At 38.8% G+C, this 19,834-nt stretch carries 22 protein-coding genes and 1 pseudogene; 15 read left to right on the top strand and 8 right to left on the bottom strand.

The window, feature by feature from the left end; genetic code table 11:
- Nucleotides 1-164: 164 nt before the first annotated feature.
- Genes A2G56_RS10770 through A2G56_RS06460 form a run of 4 tightly spaced genes read left to right on the top strand, consistent with a single transcriptional unit; the run spans nt 165 to nt 1,758 of the window.
- The gene (locus tag A2G56_RS10770; protein ID WP_172793790.1) at nt 165-353 is read left to right on the top strand and encodes a hypothetical protein; all 189 of its coding nucleotides are present in this window, start codon (nt 165-167) and stop codon (nt 351-353) included.
- A gap of 37 nt (nt 354-390) precedes the next feature.
- Nucleotides 391-588 (top strand): helix-turn-helix transcriptional regulator, encoded by a 198-nt coding sequence (locus tag A2G56_RS06470; RefSeq protein ID WP_062710607.1) that lies wholly within the window; start codon nt 391-393, stop codon nt 586-588.
- 12 nt (nt 589-600) lie between these two features.
- A complete protein-coding gene (locus tag A2G56_RS06465; protein WP_062710604.1) occupies nt 601-1,053 on the top strand; it encodes a hypothetical protein in 453 nt (150 codons plus the stop codon).
- Between the two features lie 33 nt (nt 1,054-1,086).
- Nucleotides 1,087-1,758, top strand: a complete 672-nt coding sequence (locus tag A2G56_RS06460; RefSeq protein WP_062710601.1) for a CPBP family intramembrane glutamic endopeptidase — start codon at nt 1,087-1,089, stop codon at nt 1,756-1,758.
- Between the two features lie 536 nt (nt 1,759-2,294).
- On the opposite strand, the gene proC is transcribed toward A2G56_RS06460, so the two are convergent.
- From proC to A2G56_RS06445, 3 genes are all read right to left on the bottom strand, one after another.
- Entirely contained in the window at nt 2,295-3,065 is a 771-nt protein-coding gene (gene proC / locus A2G56_RS06455; protein ID WP_062710598.1) for a pyrroline-5-carboxylate reductase, read from the bottom strand.
- Between the two features lie 35 nt (nt 3,066-3,100).
- Nucleotides 3,101-4,165 carry a glutamyl aminopeptidase gene (pepA, locus tag A2G56_RS06450; protein WP_062710595.1) on the bottom strand — a complete coding sequence of 355 codons (1,065 nt, stop codon included), beginning with the start codon at nt 4,163-4,165 and terminating at the stop codon, nt 3,101-3,103.
- A 157-nt stretch (nt 4,166-4,322) separates the two neighbouring features.
- Complete coding sequence (locus A2G56_RS06445) at nt 4,323-4,523, bottom strand: cold-shock protein (protein ID WP_062710592.1); 201 nt, start codon at nt 4,521-4,523, stop codon at nt 4,323-4,325.
- Nucleotides 4,524-4,714: 191 nt separating this feature from the next.
- On the opposite strand from A2G56_RS06445, the gene A2G56_RS06440 reads away from it, so the two are divergent.
- The 3 genes from A2G56_RS06440 to ytpR are packed head-to-tail and all read left to right on the top strand — an operon-like array spanning nt 4,715 to nt 5,939.
- Nucleotides 4,715-4,996, top strand: a complete 282-nt coding sequence (locus tag A2G56_RS06440) for a DUF4651 domain-containing protein (protein ID WP_062710589.1) — start codon at nt 4,715-4,717, stop codon at nt 4,994-4,996.
- Entirely contained in the window at nt 4,993-5,307 is a 315-nt protein-coding gene (locus A2G56_RS06435; RefSeq protein WP_062710585.1) for a thioredoxin family protein, read from the top strand. The genes A2G56_RS06440 and A2G56_RS06435 overlap by 4 nt, the downstream gene beginning before the upstream one ends.
- Before the next feature lie 5 nt (nt 5,308-5,312).
- The gene (gene ytpR, locus A2G56_RS06430; RefSeq protein ID WP_062710582.1) at nt 5,313-5,939 is read left to right on the top strand and encodes a YtpR family tRNA-binding protein; all 627 of its coding nucleotides are present in this window, start codon (nt 5,313-5,315) and stop codon (nt 5,937-5,939) included.
- A gap of 20 nt (nt 5,940-5,959) precedes the next feature.
- Here ytpR and A2G56_RS10675 read toward each other — a convergent pair whose 3' ends face one another.
- Nucleotides 5,960-6,190, bottom strand: a complete 231-nt coding sequence (locus A2G56_RS10675) for a hypothetical protein (protein WP_237334441.1) — start codon at nt 6,188-6,190, stop codon at nt 5,960-5,962.
- A gap of 207 nt (nt 6,191-6,397) precedes the next feature.
- Here A2G56_RS10675 and A2G56_RS06420 point away from each other — a divergent pair, with 207 nt between their 5' ends.
- The 8 genes and pseudogenes from A2G56_RS06420 to groL all read left to right on the top strand — a co-directional run bounded on the left by A2G56_RS06420 (nt 6,398) and on the right by groL (nt 13,432).
- Nucleotides 6,398-6,793, top strand: coding sequence for a single-stranded DNA-binding protein (locus A2G56_RS06420; RefSeq protein WP_018380740.1), 396 nt, complete (start codon nt 6,398-6,400; stop codon nt 6,791-6,793).
- A gap of 301 nt (nt 6,794-7,094) precedes the next feature.
- Entirely contained in the window at nt 7,095-8,066 is a 972-nt protein-coding gene (locus A2G56_RS06415) for a ThiF family adenylyltransferase (RefSeq protein WP_062710577.1), read from the top strand.
- On the top strand, nt 8,067-9,707 hold the full coding sequence (locus A2G56_RS06410; RefSeq protein WP_062710573.1) for an ABC transporter ATP-binding protein: 1,641 nt from the start codon (nt 8,067-8,069) through the stop codon (nt 9,705-9,707).
- A 194-nt stretch (nt 9,708-9,901) separates the two neighbouring features.
- The gene (locus A2G56_RS06405; protein ID WP_062710570.1) at nt 9,902-10,693 is read left to right on the top strand and encodes a Cof-type HAD-IIB family hydrolase; all 792 of its coding nucleotides are present in this window, start codon (nt 9,902-9,904) and stop codon (nt 10,691-10,693) included.
- Between the two features lie 16 nt (nt 10,694-10,709).
- Nucleotides 10,710-10,895, top strand: a pseudogene (locus A2G56_RS10255) (PTS system mannose/fructose/sorbose family transporter subunit IID); the annotation flags it as partial.
- Nucleotides 10,896-10,914: 19 nt separating this feature from the next.
- The gene (locus A2G56_RS06400; protein WP_062710568.1) at nt 10,915-11,205 is read left to right on the top strand and encodes a hypothetical protein; all 291 of its coding nucleotides are present in this window, start codon (nt 10,915-10,917) and stop codon (nt 11,203-11,205) included.
- A 164-nt stretch (nt 11,206-11,369) separates the two neighbouring features.
- On the top strand, nt 11,370-11,654 hold the full coding sequence (gene groES, locus A2G56_RS06395) for a co-chaperone GroES (RefSeq protein ID WP_172793789.1): 285 nt from the start codon (nt 11,370-11,372) through the stop codon (nt 11,652-11,654).
- A gap of 155 nt (nt 11,655-11,809) precedes the next feature.
- A complete protein-coding gene (gene groL / locus A2G56_RS06390; RefSeq protein WP_062710561.1) occupies nt 11,810-13,432 on the top strand; it encodes a chaperonin GroEL in 1,623 nt (540 codons plus the stop codon).
- Between the two features lie 410 nt (nt 13,433-13,842).
- Here groL and A2G56_RS06385 read toward each other — a convergent pair whose 3' ends face one another.
- The 4 genes from A2G56_RS06385 to A2G56_RS06365 form a co-directional block, all read right to left on the bottom strand.
- Nucleotides 13,843-15,051, bottom strand: a complete 1,209-nt coding sequence (locus A2G56_RS06385) for a DUF4767 domain-containing protein (RefSeq protein ID WP_062710558.1) — start codon at nt 15,049-15,051, stop codon at nt 13,843-13,845.
- A gap of 24 nt (nt 15,052-15,075) precedes the next feature.
- Entirely contained in the window at nt 15,076-15,558 is a 483-nt protein-coding gene (locus A2G56_RS10250) for a DUF4767 domain-containing protein (RefSeq protein ID WP_157761206.1), read from the bottom strand.
- Between the two features lie 301 nt (nt 15,559-15,859).
- A complete protein-coding gene (locus A2G56_RS06370; protein WP_062710550.1) occupies nt 15,860-17,206 on the bottom strand; it encodes an LPXTG cell wall anchor domain-containing protein in 1,347 nt (448 codons plus the stop codon).
- A gap of 44 nt (nt 17,207-17,250) precedes the next feature.
- Nucleotides 17,251-19,701: an SEC10/PgrA surface exclusion domain-containing protein gene (locus tag A2G56_RS06365; protein WP_062710546.1), complete on the bottom strand. Its 2,451-nt coding sequence runs from the start codon at nt 19,699-19,701 to the stop codon at nt 17,251-17,253.
- Nucleotides 19,702-19,834: the final 133 nt, after the last annotated feature.

Here is a 19,834-nt window from a genome sequence, read left to right as displayed (position 1 = left end):
TAGATGAAAAGGGACTCAGTGATTTTGGTCATTGAGTCTTTTTTTAATTTCTGTGTAAAGTTTCCTTGACATAAAATGTAAAGTATACTATACTATAAATGTAAAGTTAACTGTACAAAAAAGAGACTAACGAAAAGAGGCTTATAATGAAAACCATTAGGCAAATGACAGATAAAGAATTGAATGATTTATCTTTGCGAAACTTAATGATCGGTTTTAGTTGGCTTCTGCTATCTATGTTAATGCAACCCTTAAGAGCCAATGGAGCCCTGTTGGTTCTGTTGCTATTAACAAGTTTTGCCTGCTTTATTAGAAGTTATTCGCTCTATCGTCAGTTAAAACATAAAAAATAAAGCTTTAGTTGTCCGGATTATCTTAGAAAGGATTGAAATGAAAACACGCATTCAGGAATTGCGAAAGTCGCAGCGGTTGAGTCAGGCTGAATTAGCCGATGCTATGGAAGTTACACGGCAAACCATTATTTCACTAGAGAAAGGACGTTATAATGCGTCGCTGGAACTAGCTTATAAATTAGCCAAGTTTTTTGGATTAAGTATTGAAGAAGTCTTTATTTTTGAAGAAGAGTAGAAGGAGAAAGTTATGTTGTTGCAAATGATAAAAAATACGGGAAAAAAGAAAACAGAAGAAGCTTATGCTAAGCTGCTAAGGAAACAGACGATGCTCGGTTTTATCGGTGGTCTTTGTTTATTGGTGCTATTGCCCATCCTTGAGATGTCAGCATATCAGCAGGGAATGTTGGTAGGAATAGCTTTTGTCTTGTTTATCATTGCTGGGTCAAGCTATGCTACTCAAAAAGATCCCAAAAAATGTCATCAAGCCTATATCAACGCCTATGATGAGCGTAATATGCTTATTAATAAGCTAACGACAACTTGGACTTTGGTCTTTTTGATTATTGTTATGAGTTTTCTAGTTCTTTTGGACGGTTTTTTTGGGATAGGTATTCCCTACCGACTATTGTTAATAAGCCTTATTTATTTTTGTATATTTTGTATGATAGGAATGAAGACTTTATTGAATCGTTTTTTATGATAAAATAGTCCTAGTTCATTTTAAGGAGTTTTCATGAAACAGTTTTTTAAAACCTTGGTTTTAATGGTTGGTCTTTTCCTGCTGAGTCAAGTCCCTTCATTAATTATCGGTGGTGTTTTGGCTTATAATCAGTCCTTAGACAAAGGGTCGTTTGGTTTAGTTCAAACGGCGAGCAGTACGTTTGTCTTTTTAATAATTGGTGCTTTAATAGTTCAGATCGCTCAAAAGCGTGATATCTTTAGTCCACTTTCTGGACGTAAGACCAGGTCTCTTTGGGTGAGTCTTAGCATTGCCTACGCTATTATTGTACTGGGAAATGTTCTTTCTTCTTGGGTTCTTAAACTAGAGGGACAGACAGATACGGTTAATCAAGCTGGTTTGTATGATTTGATGAAAATGGTACCAATTCCACTGTTCTTTGTCATGGTTGTCGTTGTTGCACCTATTACGGAGGAAATTATTTTTCGTGGGTTGGCAGCCAAATACCTCTTTCCCAAAAAAGAATGGGTGGGGCTAATAGCAGGTTCAGCCATTTTTGCGCTGGTTCACAGACCAACTAATTTTGGTAGCGCTATTGCTTATGGGTTAATGTCAGCTGCCTTGGCTTTTGTTTACTGGCATACCAAAGATATCAAATATAGTATGGCCATGCATACGTTTAATAATTTAATAGCCTTTGTAAGCATGCTAATCTCACCAATATAAGCAGATGCTGAGATACGCTTGATCACACCCTTAAGGTTAGACAAAAAAGTTAACCTTAGGGGTGTTTTGCTACCATTTGTCAGGCGCCAATAGTAAGTCGTCGCGATAAAGTTGAGCGCTATCTGTTAAGACAAGCTGGTTGCCCCTAGCCAAATCTTAGTCAAGTCTTTAATGTTAAACAAGCTAATTAACCAGATGTCATAGGCTTGTTGGTGAACATGGACTAGAGAGTACCTGCAAGGAAATGGGTTTCTAAAGGACATGAAGTTAGCATAGGTGATATCTTTTCGGAAGGTTCAAGAGATATGTTCTGTCAAACGTTTCCAAATGGTTGTCATAGATAGTATCATGCAAGAAAAACGAGTCTACTATTCTAGAAAACTTTTCTGACGAGGAAACGCTTACTCAAAAGGAAGTTCCAGAAGCCTATTTGCCGTGAGCTGAACACAGACAAGATAATGACCGAAAAAAATTCCAGAGTCAATAAGGACTTTGGAATTTTTTCAATATATGGGGTTATCGGACGCTTATGCTTTTTACATATTTTTGGCTTTACCAATAGTAGTATCAATAGCTGATACAACAGTATGGGTTAGGCCGTTTTTTTCTAGATCCATGAGCCCTGCGATAGTAGTTCCGCCAGGGCTACAAATTTTGTCGATCAAAGCGTGAGGGCTATCTTCAGATTCGACGAGATTTTTAGCGCTAGCTATAACCGTTTGTGTGGTGATTTCGAGAGACTGCGCTTTACTTAGGCCATTTTTTACGCCAGCCTTGGCCATCGCTTCGATGAAGAGATAGATATAGGCGGGGCTTGAGCCAGCCAGAGCTGTAAAGGTATCAAAATCTTTCTCAGCTAGTTCGTAGCTTGTTCCAAAACTATCGACGATCTCTCTAATCGACGCTTTTAGATCTTCATTAACGAGCTGATTATAGCTGATACCAGTTGTACTTTGGAGAATCCTGGCATTCATATTGGGCATGATACGGATAAGAGGTAGGCTAGAATCAGTCAATTCAGCTAAGCGATTTAAAGTGATTCCAGCAGCCATCGACAGGATAGGTTTTTTAATGTCGAGTTCGTTCAAGACAGGCTCAAACAGCTGCGGTTTAATGCCTAAAACGACAAGATCAACTTGTTCAACTAAACTTTGGTGGGAGCTAGCCGCCTGAACATTTAGCTCCTTGGCAATAGCTTTAGAGCGCTGAGGTGAAGAACCAGAGATGATGATCTCATGATTCATTTGTTTGATACCAGTGATGATAGCAGAAGCCATTTGACCGACACCAATAAATCCAATTTTCATCAGTTGTTCTACTGAGTGGGACTACTCAGCCCTTTCTAGTATTTTTTGATTAAATCAACAGTGGAACGATCAAGTCGCTTCACAATGGCTTGTAGGAAGTTTTGTGCTTCGATAAAGTCATCCATAGCATAAAGCGTTTGATGTGAGTGGATGTAACGAGCACAGACACCGATGGTTGTTGAAGGAATTCCTTCATTTTTGAGATGCGCAGTGCCAGCATCGGTACCTCCTGCGGCTGGGTAATATTGATACTTGATGCCAGCTTCTTCAGCGGTTGTCAAAAGAAAATCTCTCATGTTTGGGAGCATGATATGACCTGGATCGTAAAAACGAATTAAGGTACCGTCCCCAAGTTTTCCAGGATTGCCATAAATATCACCAGCAGGAGAACAGTCAACAGCGAAGAAGAGTTCTGGATTAAACTTGGTTGTGGAGACGTGAGCGCCGCGAAGACCAACCTCTTCCTGAACGTTAGCTCCAGCGATTAGGGTGTGGCCTAGGTTTTCCTTTTTCACGGCTTCTAACATTTCAGGTATCATAAGAATGCTATAGCGGTTGTCCCAGGCTTTGCTGATAACGTGTTTTTGATTGGCAGTTAGGATAGTTTCAGATTCGGGAATGATAAGAGAGCCAGGGAAAACACCAAAGTTTTCGGCTTCATCTTTACTACTAAAGCCTGCATCGAAGATGATGTCAGCTGTTTTAGGCAGTGAAGCGCCGTTTGTCCCACGTAAAAAATGTGGTGGAACAGACCCTGAAATGACAGGATAAATCCGACCATCAGGTGTGTGTAGGGTGAATCGTTGCGAACTGACAACGAGCGGGTTCCAGCCACCCAATTCAACCACGCGGAAAGTGCCGTCTTCTTTGATTTCTTTAATCATGAAGCCAACTTCATCCATGTGACCAGCTACCATGATGCGCGGAGCGTTGGCATCTTCATGATGTCGAATGCCAAAAATCCCCCCAAGTCCATCCGTTTGAACCTCATCCACCAAGGGTGTGATTTTCTCACGAAGATAATCGCGGACAGGTTGTTCAAAACCTGAGGTGCCTTTGAGTTCGGTTACTTCTTTGATTTTATTAAATAAATCAGTCATATTAGTTCAGTCTCCTCATCTGTATAAGTCTTACTAGCATTTTACCACTTTTAGTTATAAATGAAAAAGGGTGTGGGAGTGAAGAGCTGACGGTTGGCCTATTTTATATATAGAAAAAAAGCCTGAGATAAGCTATCTCAGACTTTCTATCAGTTAATTACAGTTTAACGATATTTGCTGCTTGAGGGCCGCGTTGACCATCTTGAACATCAAATGAAACTTTTTGACCGTCTTCAAGTGATTTGAAACCATCAGCTTGAATTTGTGAAAAGTGTGCGAAAACGTCTTGACCTTCTTCAGTTGAGATAAAACCAAAACCTTTTTCAGCATTAAACCATTTTACAGTACCTTGTGCCATAATGAGTTACTTCCTTCCTTTTATGATGCGTAAATAAAAGGAGATGAAAATGTGAAACATGATAACTCTGACATTTAATTACTTATCCATCATAACCTTTATAAGTAAGAAAGTCAATGCTAAACATGATTATTCTAAAAATAATAGTAAAAACTGTCTTGCTCTTGTTTTCTTGTGGTAAAATAAGGCTTATGAAGAATAAAAAAATAAGCATTTTGGGTGGGGCCCTACTTGGTTTGGGTCTCACAGCCCTTGCTGCTCAGCTGGCTTATAAGATTGGTGAGGCACAGAAAGCTCGTCGTATGGCAGATATTCGTGCTTATTTTAGCCAATTTGGAGATATCCAAGTTGTTTACATCAATGAATTCGAAGGCGGCAATGAAACAACTGGGGGTGTCGTTTTAGCAGATGGTCGCCAGTTTGATTTCGTTTATGAGCAAGGTGAGATTATTGCACAGGAGGTTGTGGCATGATTAAGGCATTGTCTTACGAGCAAATAACCGAACAGATAGAGTCAGGTCAAAAAACGGTTTTTCTGTTTACCGCTGATTGGTGTGGGGATTGTCAGTACCTATACCCCTTGTTAGAGGATATTGAGACTGAACATAGTGACTTCACTTTTATGCAGATAGACCGTGATAACTTTATGGATTTGGCACAAAAATGGGATATTTTTGGGATTCCAAGTTTGGTTGTCTTTGAAAAGGGTCAAGAAATTGGTCGTTTCGTGGATAAGAATCGTAAAACTAAAGAAGAGATTAGTGCATTTTTGAAAGGACTGTAAGAAAAATGATTTACACTTATAACAAAGAGCATGTTGGCGATGTGCTTATGGTTATTGTCAAAGAAGATAAGGGGCAACAGGTGGCTGTTGAGCGTAAAGGCAAGCTGGCTCGCGTTTTCCTTGAAGACTCTGGAGAAACTGTTGCTTGGAATATCTTTGAAGCGTCTAGCTTGGTTAAGATTGATGGACGCGGACAGGTCTTTTTGACAGATCAGGACCTTGCTATTTTAAATGCTGAATTAGCTAAAGAAGGATTTTCAGAAAAACTTATCGCAGATAATGAACCAAAATTTGTGGTTGGGCAAATCGTCGAAATGACAGCCCATCCAGATAGTGATCATCTCAATATTTGTCAAGTGCAGGTAGCTGAAGATGCTATCGTGCAAATCGTAGCTGGTGCGCCTAATGCAGCTGTCGGACTTAAAACGATTGTTGCTTTGCCAGGGGCTATGATGCCAAGTGGAAGTTTGATTTTCCCAGGTAAACTACGCGGTGAGGAAAGCTTTGGGATGATGTGTAGCCCACGAGAACTAGCATTGCCGAATGCTCCCCAAGTTCGTGGCATTATTGAATTAGATGATACTGCAAAGGTTGGCGAAGCGTTTGATGTAGAGAAGCATTGGAATAAGTAAAAAGACGGTTTTCCGTCTTTTTATTTATTCTGAACAGAATAGGTAGCTAAGTCTGAAACAGTTAGTTTTATCTGAATCATCTTTTTCAACCAATCTTCGGCATTGTGGCAGCAGATGACATCAAAAGATTGTTCCGTTACTGTTTCTAGAACTTCTAAAAATCCTTGGATTTTAGTAAAGGTCTGGGAATCATCCGCAAAAAGCATATCAGCGTTTGGTTCAAGGGCTGTTACTTGATTCTTTTGAGCCAGGAATTGACTGACTAATCCAAATCCGGCACCAAAATCTAAAATTTCCTTGTTTTCTAAGTGTGCTAACTGAGCAGAGGTTAATTCGTATTGAATTTTCTCTAAGGTTTGCGCAGCATGTCTCTATAAAATGCTAAATCTACCATTATTTTCTTCTTTTTTCTTCATTTTATCATATATTTTCCGAATAAATAGTTAGGAGGAAATCTTATGTATAATAAAACTATTTTAATCGGTCGTTTGGTGGCAACACCAGAGGTAGTAAAAACTCCCAATGATAAATCTGTTGCGCGTGTTACCGTTGCTGTCAATCGTCGCTTTAAAGGTAAGGATGGTGAGCGAGAAGCTGATTTTATCAATGTGGTCTTTTGGGGGCGTTTGGCAGAAACCTTAGCGTCTTATGGAACGAAGGGTAGCTTGATTTCATTAGATGGTGAGCTGCGTACGCGTTCTTATGAAAAAGATGGGCAAAGACACTATATGACAGAAGTTTTGGGACAATCTTTCCAATTACTCGAAAGTCGTGCCCAACGTGCTATGCGTGAAAATAATGTTGCAGCGGATCTGGCTGACCTTGTTCTTGAGGAAGAGGAGTTGCCGTTTTGATTAATCAATCCAACCTAATGATATCGTTGTTGATTTTAAAATAGTCGTTGACACATTTAGAGATATTAACTAATGCTAAAATCGGAAAAATCTAACTTTTTATTAAACATATATTGACAGAATATTCTATAAATGATAATATATACCTATTAATGATTAAGGAGGAAAACTGATGGAAATTCATGAAACTGATGTTGTTATTTCAGAAGTAGAAATTAACATTTGCGTTGTTAACAAGTAGTCTCGTTATAGTCTAGGGCAGGTTCCTAGACTTTTTTGTAAATTTTTGTAGGAGATTATAATGAGTTATTTTAGGTTGAAAAAAGAATTGAACTGGTCATTTAAGGGTGGGGCTATTGTTGTTTATGAAGGGAATCGAGAACTTCAATTGGCGATTAGTACAGATAACAATACAAAAGTATTTCAATTTTTAGACTTTCTGTCAGAGTTTAGAAATCGCCAAGACATAGAAAACTATTCTGATTTATCTAGTATTGAGAAACAAGATATTCTCAATTATTTACTAGATAGACATTTTCTACAACGATTTGACAGTCCAATCCATTTGAATCGAGCTGATTTATTTTTAAATAGTTTTCCCGATACTGACTTTCGAGAGTTTAACTGTTATAGAGAATCTGTCAAAATAGTGATATTGGGCTTGGGGACAGTAGGAAGTCATACGCTAGATGTCTTAATTAGAATGGGATTCCAGCAATTTATTCTAATTGATGGTGATAAAGTAGAGGAGAAAAACCTAGGGGCTCAAGCTTACTTTACAAATGACATTGGAATGTATAAAGTAGACGCTTTAAAGGAGCGTTATACAAATCTTGCTCAGATAGTAACCTTCTCTACCTACGTTAGCACTTTATCACAGCTATCTGCTCTAACTGGGGAATTAGGACCGCAAGATCTCATTATTAATGCTGCGGATGATTATACCTTAATGTATAACCTTGCTCAATCAATTATGCAGAAACAGCTTCCTTGCCCGGTTATTGAATCAGGATATGGACCTCTACTCCAAACAGCATATGTCATCAATTCTTATGGTTCAGCTAAATTAATGTGCGATTATATCCAAAAGAGCTTAGACGACACTAGTAAACCTATTAATGAAAATAGCGGTAGTGTTTTAAATGGTTATATGTCAGCTTTTATGGTAGGACAACTAATTATTGCCCCTTTTGTTAGTCAAAACATGACAGTCGCCGAATACAACTTTTATAATAATCACTTACTTTGGAAAGAAAGTCTAAGAGGGAAATAGATGTTTTTTTATTTAAAGAGAAGATATAAAGAAAACTTGCTTTTATTAGCCGTTATTATAGTCTCAATTATTTTAAAATTAAGGTCAGCATTTTTGACAGCTGAGGCTTTTAATAGCTTATTAGCTGGAGAAACTGATAGTTTTCTTTCTAAAGTTATTCTATGTGCTAGTCTATATTTTGGTTATGTTGTATTATTTGCCTTTCAAACTTGGTATGATGTGTTTGTTAGACAAAAAATGATTGGAGATATTCGTAGTGATATATCGTCCAGCTATGCGATGCATCGACCCAACCAATCTTCTGAATATACCAGTGGTAAGATGGTTTCATGGTTAACAACTGATAGTAATCGAATCAGCAATGAAGGCTTTAAGAGGTTATACACAATCGTGGAAGCAATTATTGAAGTGTTGTTATCTGTTTTTGCACTAGCCTTTCTCAACTGGAAATTAATGCTAGTTATTGTAGCCCTCGCTATTATCAACCTTATTTTACCTAAACTAGCAGATAAAAAATTGGCTTCTGTCTTTGGAAAACTAACGCTGAGTCAAGAAAATTTTACAGCTAGTATCGCCAATCTTTATAATGGTTTTACTTGTCTTTTCTCACTCAATAAACAAGATTTTTTAGTTTCCAAATCAGATAAAGAAATTCAAAGTATTCAAAAAGCTGAAATTGATAGTTATAAAATTGTTGGCGTGGCAACCTTTTTAGCAGCATTTGGTAATGTGTTAGGACAAATTGGAAGTTTAATGATTTCAGGTATTTTTGTCGCACAAAAAATGTTAACATTTGGTGATATTCTTTCTGTTTCAAATATTAGTGTTAATATTTTCAATGGTGTTAGCAACCTCTCTTCCAATATTATAGAGATCAAAGCTGCTTTCCCTATTTTTGAAAAGCATAAAAAATTCCTTAATGCCAGCAAAGAGGAACAGCTGAATGATAATATGAAACTGAAAAATGTTAGCTTAAATACCAAGATAGAGTTGAATAAGGTTAATCTGACCCTAGGAAATAATGAGATACTTTCTAACGCTAGCTATACGTTTAAAAAAGGTAAAAAATATTGTATCGTTGGACCTAGTGGTACAGGAAAGTCAACCCTTTTAAAATTGCTAACTGGTAGTTTAAACTATGATTCAGGAACGATAGAACTTGATGATCAGGCATTGAAAGCCATAAATGGTAGTAGCTTACGATCTCAAATAACCTATGTTGAGCAAACGCCTTATATTTTCAATGGAACCATACGTGAAAACATTACTTTAACTAATGATTTTTCTGATGAGGAAATAGAATCAGTGATTCAAAAAGTTTGTCTAACTAATGATATCAGTCAACTATCTAAAGGATTAGACACTTTAATTGGCGAAGGAGCGCTTGATTTATCTGGAGGACAAAAACAACGTATTTCACTAGCAAGAGCTATTCTCAATGGTAGTCAATTCTTATTATTGGATGAAAGTACTTCAAACTTAAATAAAGCTTTAGCCCAGTCAATTGAAAAAGAGCTTCTTTCTGATGATGCCTATTCCCTTATTGTTATCACACATCATCTTTCAGAGGAAATGAAGCCTTATTTTGATGATATTATTAGTTTGGAAAATGGCAAGCTGGTATCCCAAGCAACTACTTGATAAATGCCTATGTTAAAAAAGAAATAGGTATTATACCTACGACTAAAACATTATGGTTTTAGTTGTGTGCAAAGTAGCCATCACTATACATTAAATAGAGAGACTAGATTGGACTTTTGTCTAGTCTTTTTTGATGACAATCGTCACTGGTAAGCCTTTTCAAAAGATGGTAAACTGCTAGAAAGGAGGTAGTTATGGTCAAGATTATTTTTAGCGATATTGATGGAAGCTTGATTACTGATGAATTGGTGGTCACTAAGAGAACGCAAGAAGCTTTGGTTAAAGCTGTTGAAAAAGGAATTTATTTTGTACCGGTATCTGCTCGTATGCCAGAGGCTATTAAACCTATTATTAAGGACTTTTTACCAAAAACACCTATTATTTCTTATAATGGTGCCTTTATTCAGGATGAAAATGGAGAGGAAATTGATTCTTCACCCATGCCTATCGAAGATGGTGTGAAGATTTGTCGTTATTTGGAAGAAGCACATCCTACCATTGCTTGGAATGTTTATAGTGGTGAAAAATGGTTGTCACAAGATCGTTCCAATCAATGGATTGCCAGAGAAGAGGATGTCGTAGGAATATCATCCCAGGAATCTAATTTAGAAGATGTAGGGCATTTGTCTGATATTCATAAATTACTATTAATGGGTAATCCAGATGAGATTTTAGTGGTTGAAGACGTTCTGAAAGAGCGGTATCCTGACTTGTCTATTGCTAAGTCTTATCCTTATTATTTAGAAATCATGGCGTCAGGTATTCAAAAAGGAAGGGCTGTTGAGCAGTTATCAGAGCATTATGGTATCGCTATGAGCGAGACGATTGCTTTTGGCGACAATTTCAATGATTTAGACATGCTTGAAGCTGTTGGTCAAGGCTATGTCATGGCAAATGGACCAGAGGCGGTTAAGCAGGCTATTGGGAATGTTGTAGCAGATAATAATAGCGATGGGATAGCTGAGGTTTTGGAAAATATTTTATAGGGGTAGGAACAATCGGTACCTCGTCTTACAAGATCAGTTGGATGCTGTGTATCCAGGATTGTTGACAGCTATCTTTATCGTATTTTGCTGGTGGCTAATGGCGAAGAAAAACATGTCACCTATTAAGGTAATGCTTCTTTTGGTAGTTATTGCTTTTGTCGGTGTGCTTGTCGGATTCTTTGATCCAGGTCTATCTTACTAACTATAAGGAGTAAAATCTGATGACGAATCAAAAAATGATTAAAGGTTATGAGACAGAGATAGCCTATCAAAAACATATGATTGAAAATTTAGGACGGTGGTTCTCACTCTTCTTTATTGTGTCAAGTATCGGAGTGGTTTTGTTCGCCCTCTTTCATCTGGTTAATCTATGGGTAACAGCTTTAGGTCTCGTCTTAATCATTATTGGTAGTATAGGTATGCTATTATTTGGCTACGGTATCTATCGAGGTAAGAAAAATGTCTCGAAAGTCATCGAAGATTTTGAAATCAAACTTAGTCAATCAAAATAAGACAATAAAGCGCTGAAAACATTTTAGTTTTTAGCGTTTTTATTTTGACTATTTTTGACCAAGTGCTATAATAGTTTTTGTAATAGCTAGCACTCTGTTGTCAAGAGTGCTAATGCAGTTTATTTCGAAAGCTATTATGAAAATAATCCTTATGGAGGCATATGATGTTAAAACCATTAGGCGATCGTGTGGTCGTGACTTTTGAAGAAGTAAAAGAGAAATCAGTTGGCGGTTTTGTGCTAGCGGGTGCTTCTCACGAAGCAACTCAGACAGCAGTTGTTGTAGCCGTAGGACAAGGTGTTCGTACACTTAATGGCGATTTAGTAGCGCCCAGCGTTGCTGTAGGCGATAAGATTTTAGTTGAAAATGGCGTAGGGATTGATGTCAAAGACGGTGATGATCACTTATCAATCATCCGTGAGTCAGATATTGTTGCGATTGTAGAGTAAGAAAGACTAGAAAGGAGAAAGGGTTAGTCCGTATTGGTTGAAACTGAATACGGGCTAGGGATGGCTGCAAAAAGAGGAACACTATTTAGACGCTAGCGTCTAAGCAGGCTCCCTATTTTGCTATTGTTCGTTTGATGCCCTTTATATCTTAAATTATGGCAAAAGATATTAAATTTTCAGCAGATGCACGAGAAAGTATGGTGCGTGGTGTTGATATTTTAGCAGATACAGTGAAGGTAACACTTGGTCCTAAAGGACGCAATGTTGTTCTTGAGAAAGCTTTTGGTTCACCACTTATCACAAATGATGGTGTAACCATTGCTAAAGAAATTGAACTAGAGGACCATTTTGAAAATATGGGGGCTAAATTAGTCTCTGAAGTGGCTTCAAAAACGAACGATATTGCTGGAGATGGTACCACAACAGCCACTGTCTTGACACAAGCAATTGTGCGTGAAGGACTTAAAAATGTGACAGCAGGTGCAAACCCAATTGGTATCCGTCGTGGTATTGAAGCTGCGGTAGCTGCAGCAGTTGCTGATCTTAAAGAAATTGCTCAACCTGTCTCTGGGAAAGAGGCGATTGCCCAAGTTGCAGCGGTATCATCACGTTCTGAAAAAGTTGGGGAATACATTTCTGAAGCTATGGAGCGCGTGGGTAATGATGGTGTTATTACTATCGAAGAATCTCGTGGTATGGAAACAGAACTTGAAGTGGTTGAAGGAATGCAGTTTGACCGTGGTTACTTGTCACAATACATGGTAACTGATAACGAGAAGATGGTTGCTGATCTTGAAAATCCATTTATCTTGATTACGGATAAGAAAATTTCAAACATCCAGGACATCTTACCACTTCTTGAAGAAGTTCTCAAAACCAATCGTCCACTGCTTATCATCGCTGATGACGTTGATGGCGAAGCTCTACCAACTCTAGTTCTTAACAAAATTCGTGGAACATTCAATGTTGTAGCTGTCAAAGCACCAGGTTTTGGTGATCGTCGTAAAGCTATGCTCGAAGATATCGCTATCCTGACTGGCGGAACGGTTATCACAGAAGACCTTGGACTTGACCTTAAAGACGCAACAATGCAAGCTCTTGGACAAGCAGCGAAAATTACTGTTGACAAAGATAACACGGTCATTGTTGAGGGAGCAGGTGAAGCTTCGGCTATCGCTAATCGTGTTAACTTGATTAAGTCTCAATTGGAGACAACAACATCAGACTTTGATCGTGAGAAGTTACAAGAACGCCTTGCTAAGTTAGCCGGCGGTGTAGCTGTGATCAAGGTTGGTGCAGCAACCGAAACAGAATTGAAAGAAATGAAGTTGCGAATTGAAGATGCCTTAAACGCGACACGTGCCGCAGTGGAAGAAGGTATCGTTGCTGGTGGTGGAACAGCACTTGTTAATGTGATTGACAAAGTAGCCGCTCTTGAACTTGAAGATGATGCAGCAACAGGACGCAACATCGTTCTTCGTGCACTTGAAGAACCAGTTCGTCAGATTGCTTACAATGCGGGCTATGAAGGCTCTGTTGTTATTGACAAACTTAAAAATAGCAAAGTTGGAACAGGGTTCAATGCTGCAAATGGTGAATGGGTAGACATGATTGAAACAGGAATCATTGACCCTGTTAAAGTAACCCGTTCAGCCCTTCAAAATGCAGCCTCAGTTGCTAGCCTTATCTTAACAACAGAAGCTGTTGTCGCAAACCAACCAGAACCAGAAAGCCCAGCAATGCCAGCAGGCATGGATCCAATGGGTGGAATGATGTAATAGTTAAAAAGAATCTGAGACAGACGTCTCAGATTCTTATTTTTTGTAACCATTCGTTTTTAAGGTTGACTATTTAAAAGCTTTCTAGTCGACATGCCCTCAGGCTATCTATGCGGAAAATGTTTCGATTACATAGAAGCTTATCAAATGTTTATCACTTGCAACTTGAAAGAATGAACTTATTCAACGCTAAGACAAGCGATAATGGTCAAACGGATTGCTTGGGAGACTTGCCTGCTCTTTCTTTTCTTGGCAACTTAGAACGGTTGTCAAGATAGTTGATTTAAGCATAGTTGAGTTCTCTTAGATTTTTGTTTTCAACTTTAGGTATTGTTATTGGGTATTGTCAATAACATCTTTTTATTGATGTAAACATCGTTAATTGAATGGTTTGTCGTAGGCAGTTGGTATCAATTAACAATATCAGCAAACCCTTTTTTAAGATCGGTATTTTCAGTTTCTTTTGCTATGTAGTAGACAAAATCGATGCCGTTAGCTGAAAATCCTTGATTATTGAGTGAGTATAGGACTTGTGGTGTTCCATCTTTTCGGATTACAAAGAGATAACGGTGCAATTGCATATCGGAATACCAATGCTCGTAGCTTGCGACTAGTGTGTATTCAGCATTGCTAATGCCATTTTCTGAATAAGTAATATCAGCTAGTGTTTGTCCATCAAAAGTGATGTTTGCTCTGGCAACGTCACTCGTAATATCTTTGTAAGGGTATTGTCCCATACTTTGTCCCCAAGACACCATAAAGTCCGCAAGTTTCTTGTTTTTTGCAGCATCCCAAGGTGTTCTAGCACTGGACTCTTGGTAGACTTCAGTTGATTGCTCTTTTGATTGGCTGGAGGAATCGTTTGTTGACATTTTTTCATCAATTTTTTGATTAAGCTGAGCTATCTTTTGGATGTCTTTTTCAGAAAGAGTGATGTCTATTTGGAAGTTATCATGGGAGGCTGGCTGATCAAGCACGACCTTCTTTTTCGAGCGACGGAAAATGCCCTCTAAAGTGTCGCCGTTTTCATTTGTTTTGGCTAATCCGTTGTAAGTGGACTTGGAAAAGGTAAAGGTTTTACTTTGGTCCAATTGGTTGAGTGTTGTAAAACGTTCATTGGTTGCTGTGCTAAGCACTTCAACAGTCTCGGATTGGGTCTTCTTACTCCCTTTTTCAGAATGAATAAGAAGCTTGAATCCCACTCCAAATTCTTTAGCAGGTTTAGAAGCATACCTGTCATCGCTTGCTGTGATTTCACTAATAGCTTGATCTACCGATACAACATCCAGTTGCTTCAATTTATGAATAATGTCTTTGTCAGAGAGTTTAGAAAGTGCCTTTAAGGTAAACCCTTTTGGAGGTTGCTCCATACTGGCTAACCAGTAGGTTTCATAGTATCCATTCTTTTTAATCACAATGGAATCAGGCGTATCATTATGGTCATATTGAAAAGGAGAAGTGTCATCTCGTTTAAAAATATAATAAATGTCTTGTTTGTTATCTTGCAAGCTTTGTGATAAACGCTGTTGATGGTTTGTTACATTTGGTTTAGAACTACAAGCTGTCAGGACGAGTAGGGCTAAAATAGCTGTCCAAATATAATTGAGTATTTTTTTCATGTTAATATCCTTTTGTGAAGATGATTAGTTTTCAGAATATACAATTTTAGCAAAGGCATCTTTGAGATCCTGGTTTTCAGTCTCTCCCATAACATTATAAGGAGAGTTAACCGTATTATCAGAATTGTAGACAATAACAGCACTTCCAGAATACAGGACTACCGGACTTCCATCACGTTTTAAGGCGAAATGGTAGCGATGATAAGCTTTGATATTCCAGCGATATTGGTAGGTAGCTACGATAGTGTACTCATGATTGGTCGGCTTATCCTCAGAGTAGCCAACATCTAGAACATCTCTGGCTTGGTAAATAATGGGAAGACCAACAGAAATGTCTGTCACGTCTTCGTAAGGATATTGCCCCATTTCTTGCCCCCAAGCGTCCATAAAAGTTGCCAATTGTTTTCTTTTCTCAGGATTCCAAGGTGTTGATGATTGGAGTGACTCTTGAGAAGATGACGATGGCATGTTTGGGGAGGTTGGATCCGCTGGCGATTCTGTAGTCATTTTGGCTTTAGAATTCTCGCTAGACCTTGTTGCGCTTGAGGAGTTTGAAGTTGCTGACGATTTTGTAGTTATTCTGGCTTTAGGACTCTTACTAGACGTTATGGTCTCAGTGGGGTTTTCTTGGTATTGGGGATTGGCAGTGTTTTTGGAAGAACAGGCTGATAGGAAGAGGCATAGAAGGAATAACAACCTGACTGTCTTTATGTTTTGTTTCATAAAATTTCCTGAATACTTTAATTTTTAATAAAAATGACCAGTATCTGATGAGATGCTAGTCATTTTTTAGCTTTATCAGCTAGGGTTATTTTTGTTTTTTAGATTTATAGCCAAAGAATCCGGCAAGGACAATAACAGCGATTCCAATAACTATAGTAATAATGCTTTGCGTATCACCAGTTGATGGGAGACTGAATTGTTTAGCTTTTGCTTTAGTGTCTTTTTGAGGTGCTGATGCCGGGGTAGACTGATTAGTAGGGACCTTATTCTTATCTTGATCGGCTGTTGATGTCGTACCTGTAAGGCCATCAATTTTACCGGAATTGTTCTTATTGGAATCAGTGCTATTTTTAACGTTACCAGTTGCTTTAGTGTTTTTCGTATCACGATAGTAGACCTCATCAGCAATGCCTTCAGGATAGGCATTTGTTAGTATGATTCGGTCTTTATTGATATTACTAGCATCTTTACCACGTCCACGATCCGGATAAGCGGTACCCGCTGGTGCATAAAAGACTAGTGCTCCAGGCGCATTACTATCTGGCTTGATCCCGACAGACCAGATGTTGGTGTTATCGTAACGGGTCCCATTCTTACCAAGATGACCTGTTCCATCCCCACCATAGGTTCCGTCAGCATTGATGATAATCGTACTTCCTTTACCATTTTTCCATGTTCCGACTAGTTTGTTAAAGTCAAAGTTATCATCGCTCATGTCTGTTTTACTATTTTTAGCATCTTCTGTTTGAGTAGTTGATGATGATTGATCAGTTTCAGTTTTTGAGGTTTCTAGCTTAGGGCTACTACTTGAACTAGTGCTTGATGAACTTGTAGACGCTGTTGTGCTGGATGGGGCAGTGGTTTGCCCATTTTTAGATAGTTTTTGTTCCTCAAATTCATTCAAAAATTTGGTAAGCTCTTCTTCAGATGATTGAATAATTGACTTAGATCCAACAGACTTCATTTCATACAAATTGTTATCGAAAGTTTTATCTAAGTCTTCATGTGAGATATTTTGCGTATCCGCCTGCGCAACGATTTTATTGTAATGATCTGTGACTTTAGCTATCTGTTGTGCTCTATAGACTTCAGTATTTATGTTGTCTCTGGCAGTTTCAAAATCGTTAGTGAGAAAGATGTTACTACTGCTGCCCAGAGCTAGATCGCCTTTTAATGTTTCTTGCCAACGATCAAGTAGACCATCGATTTTGGTAGTCATACTTATTTTGTCTGTGTCTGAAAGCGTTGAAGCATTGACAGATTCTTTGGCTTTCTTGGCGATATTATCTAGGTTTTGGGATAACTCGTTGTAATGTTCTGAGACTGAAGAGGATACAGTCGTACTGTCTTCAGCATGTGTGATAGTAGTTGGAATGATGGCTGTCGCAAGTGCAGTAGTTGCAAGTAAAGAATAGATTGTCGTTTTTTTCATGTTAGTTATTACCTCCTGTAATATTAATTTTGATGTTGTTATACCTAAATTTTTGACTTTCTTTTTTTATAAAAGAAAAGTCCTGATAGTAGTAGTAATCCACCAATAAGGGGATTATTGCTATGTCTTTCTCCTGTACTTGGCAGGGTGTTATTGGCTGCAACACGACTGTAAGAAAGTGAACCATCATTATTTTGAGTGATCCCTGTTCTTAAAGGAGTTTGTTTGTTATAACTATCGTCATCTTTTTTGTCTAATTTTGTTTTGTGAGCACTAATGCCACTGTTTTGCGCATTGCCAGTTGGCTGGTATTCTGAAGGCGTCTTATCGATGATCGGCTTGCCTGTCTCAAGGTCAATTGGCAAGTGAGACGGATCAGCCTTAGTTGATTGCTCAATGTCTGTTTTAGCGTCTGTTGGCTTCACAGTATCAGGCTTAACGTCCTGAGGCGTATTGTCGATGAGAGGTAAGCCTGTCTCAGGATCAATCTGAATGATAGGTTTAACGTTCTCTTCATCATCTGTGACCACCGGCTCATCTGTTTCACCTGGTTGTTCGACATCTGTTGGTTTGTCAATTGGTTTAGTTGTGTCTTGAACAGCTTGTTCAGCATCACGGGCAGCAAGTAATTTAGCATATTCAGACTTAGCATCTTGATAGGTTACTAACGCTTTATCATACGCAACTTTTGCACTCGCTGTCTTAGCTTTAGCATTAGCCAAGTCTTTCTCAGCCTTAGCTAATTTAGATTTAGCATCTGCAAGTGACTGAACACCTGAGTTGTGGGCTTTGAGCTTAGCATTACCGTCAGCAATAACAGCTTTCAACGCTTTGACTTTGTCTTGAGCCTCAACAAGTTTATTTTTAGCTGTTTCAAGCGCATCGAGTCGTTTCAACGTCTCAGCTTTTGCAGCAGCCGCATCGCCTTTCTTAGCGGTGGCTAATTTTTGCTCAGCTGAAGACAAAGCAGACTTAGCAGAAGTTAGTTTATCTGTAGCAGCTTTCACGCCTTTCTCAAGATTTGTTACTGCTTGTACAGCAGCTTTAGCTTTAGCAAGCTCCTCATCTGAAACTGTAGCCAGTTTTTTCGGTTCTTTCAATTTAGGATCAGCATTCTCACGCATATTGAATAAGAACTTGAATGCGCCGTCCTCGAAACGAACAGGCGTAAATGTCCACGTCTCAACTCCAGTATTACCGTAACTTGCTGCGTCAGTCGCAAGAATCATACTTGTGTGACCGTGGTTAGCGAAATAATCTTCAAACGCCATTTGCCCGATCTGGTCTGTTAAAATGTCCTTGAGTTTAGCCATAGTCGTCGGGCGATCACGCCAGAGTTGACCATTGCCAATAGATTCGCCTACAGTATTCTCAATCAATGTGCCTTTCAACTCAGGTGATTTGCGCGCTTCGCGCATAACGTGGCCCTTAAAGCCTGCAGGGTAATGTTTTACTAACCATTCGTTGTACTTGCGAGCTGATGCTAACGATTCTTCTGTGAATTGAACAAGCGGCATGACAATGTCTGAGCCTTCTTTACGCAATTGCTCTTGCAAAGCTCGGCGTAAGCCATTAATCATATTAGCTGCGTAATTAGTGAGCGTGCGTAGTTCAAAATCAGTTAGGTTATTCACATCAAGTTCCCAATTCTGATCAGCCTCGTCGATGTCAGTCCCATATAAACGACTGAAACGATCTATTGTGAACTGTGACACATCGCCATATAGATTGTTTTGCTCACTCAAATCTGATTTTTTAGCATCTTTTGCAAGAACGTTTGACTGTCCGCCGATAGATGACCAGAATTGAGATGCTGTAATGCCGTATTTTTCTTTGAAGTCAAAATCTGTTTTGTAAACAGAACGTTCGTCAGAGCCAACGCGTTCTAGCAACGTTTTAGCGTCACTAGCTTCAGACTCAGCTGATTTCAATTTAGCAGATGTCTGATCAAGTTCAGCTTGTGCTGTTTTAACGTCTTCTGACTTAGTTGCCACCTCTGCTTGTGCGGTATCAACTGCTTCTTGGTCAACAATTGGTGCTACAGGCTGATCAGCAGCGGATTGAGCTTTATCAACTGATTGCTGCGCTTGTTCAACGCTTTGTTCAGCTTGAGGCAACTCACTTGTTGCATGAGCAACCTCGGACTCAACAGCTTTAACCTGATCAGTTGTCATCGTTGAAGCTTGCTCAGCAGTTGTGACGTCTGTAGTTGCTTGTTCAACGACTTTTTGCTGAACGCCTTCAGACTGAGATGCGTCCTCGTAAACATCTTTTGCTTGATCGGCAGCAGCCTTAGTCGTTGCAACTTGTTGTTTTGCTCCGTCAAGTTGTTGATCTGTGACATGTGTTGTCTCAGTTGACTGTGTCACTTGTGACGTCTCGACAGATGGATTTACCGTAGGTTGTGCGTCATCAGCATGTACGGCAGTTGTAACACCGCTTGCTGCTAGTGCGAGAGTAACAAGGGATGTCCCTTTAAGTGTTTTATTTTTCATATTTTCTAGAATCTCCTTAATCTCCTTTATAGTTTAATCTTCCTAGATGAGAACAAATATGACGATTACTCTATTATTTTACTAAACAACATATGCACAATATGCATAGATAGCGAAATTTTCAAAAAAATAG

The sequence above is a fragment of the Streptococcus halotolerans genome, from assembly GCF_001598035.1.
GTDB lineage: Bacteria > Bacillota > Bacilli > Lactobacillales > Streptococcaceae > Streptococcus > Streptococcus halotolerans.
The sequence above is the reverse complement of the archived record's forward strand: the minus strand, read 5'-3'. Positions and strand labels throughout refer to the sequence as shown.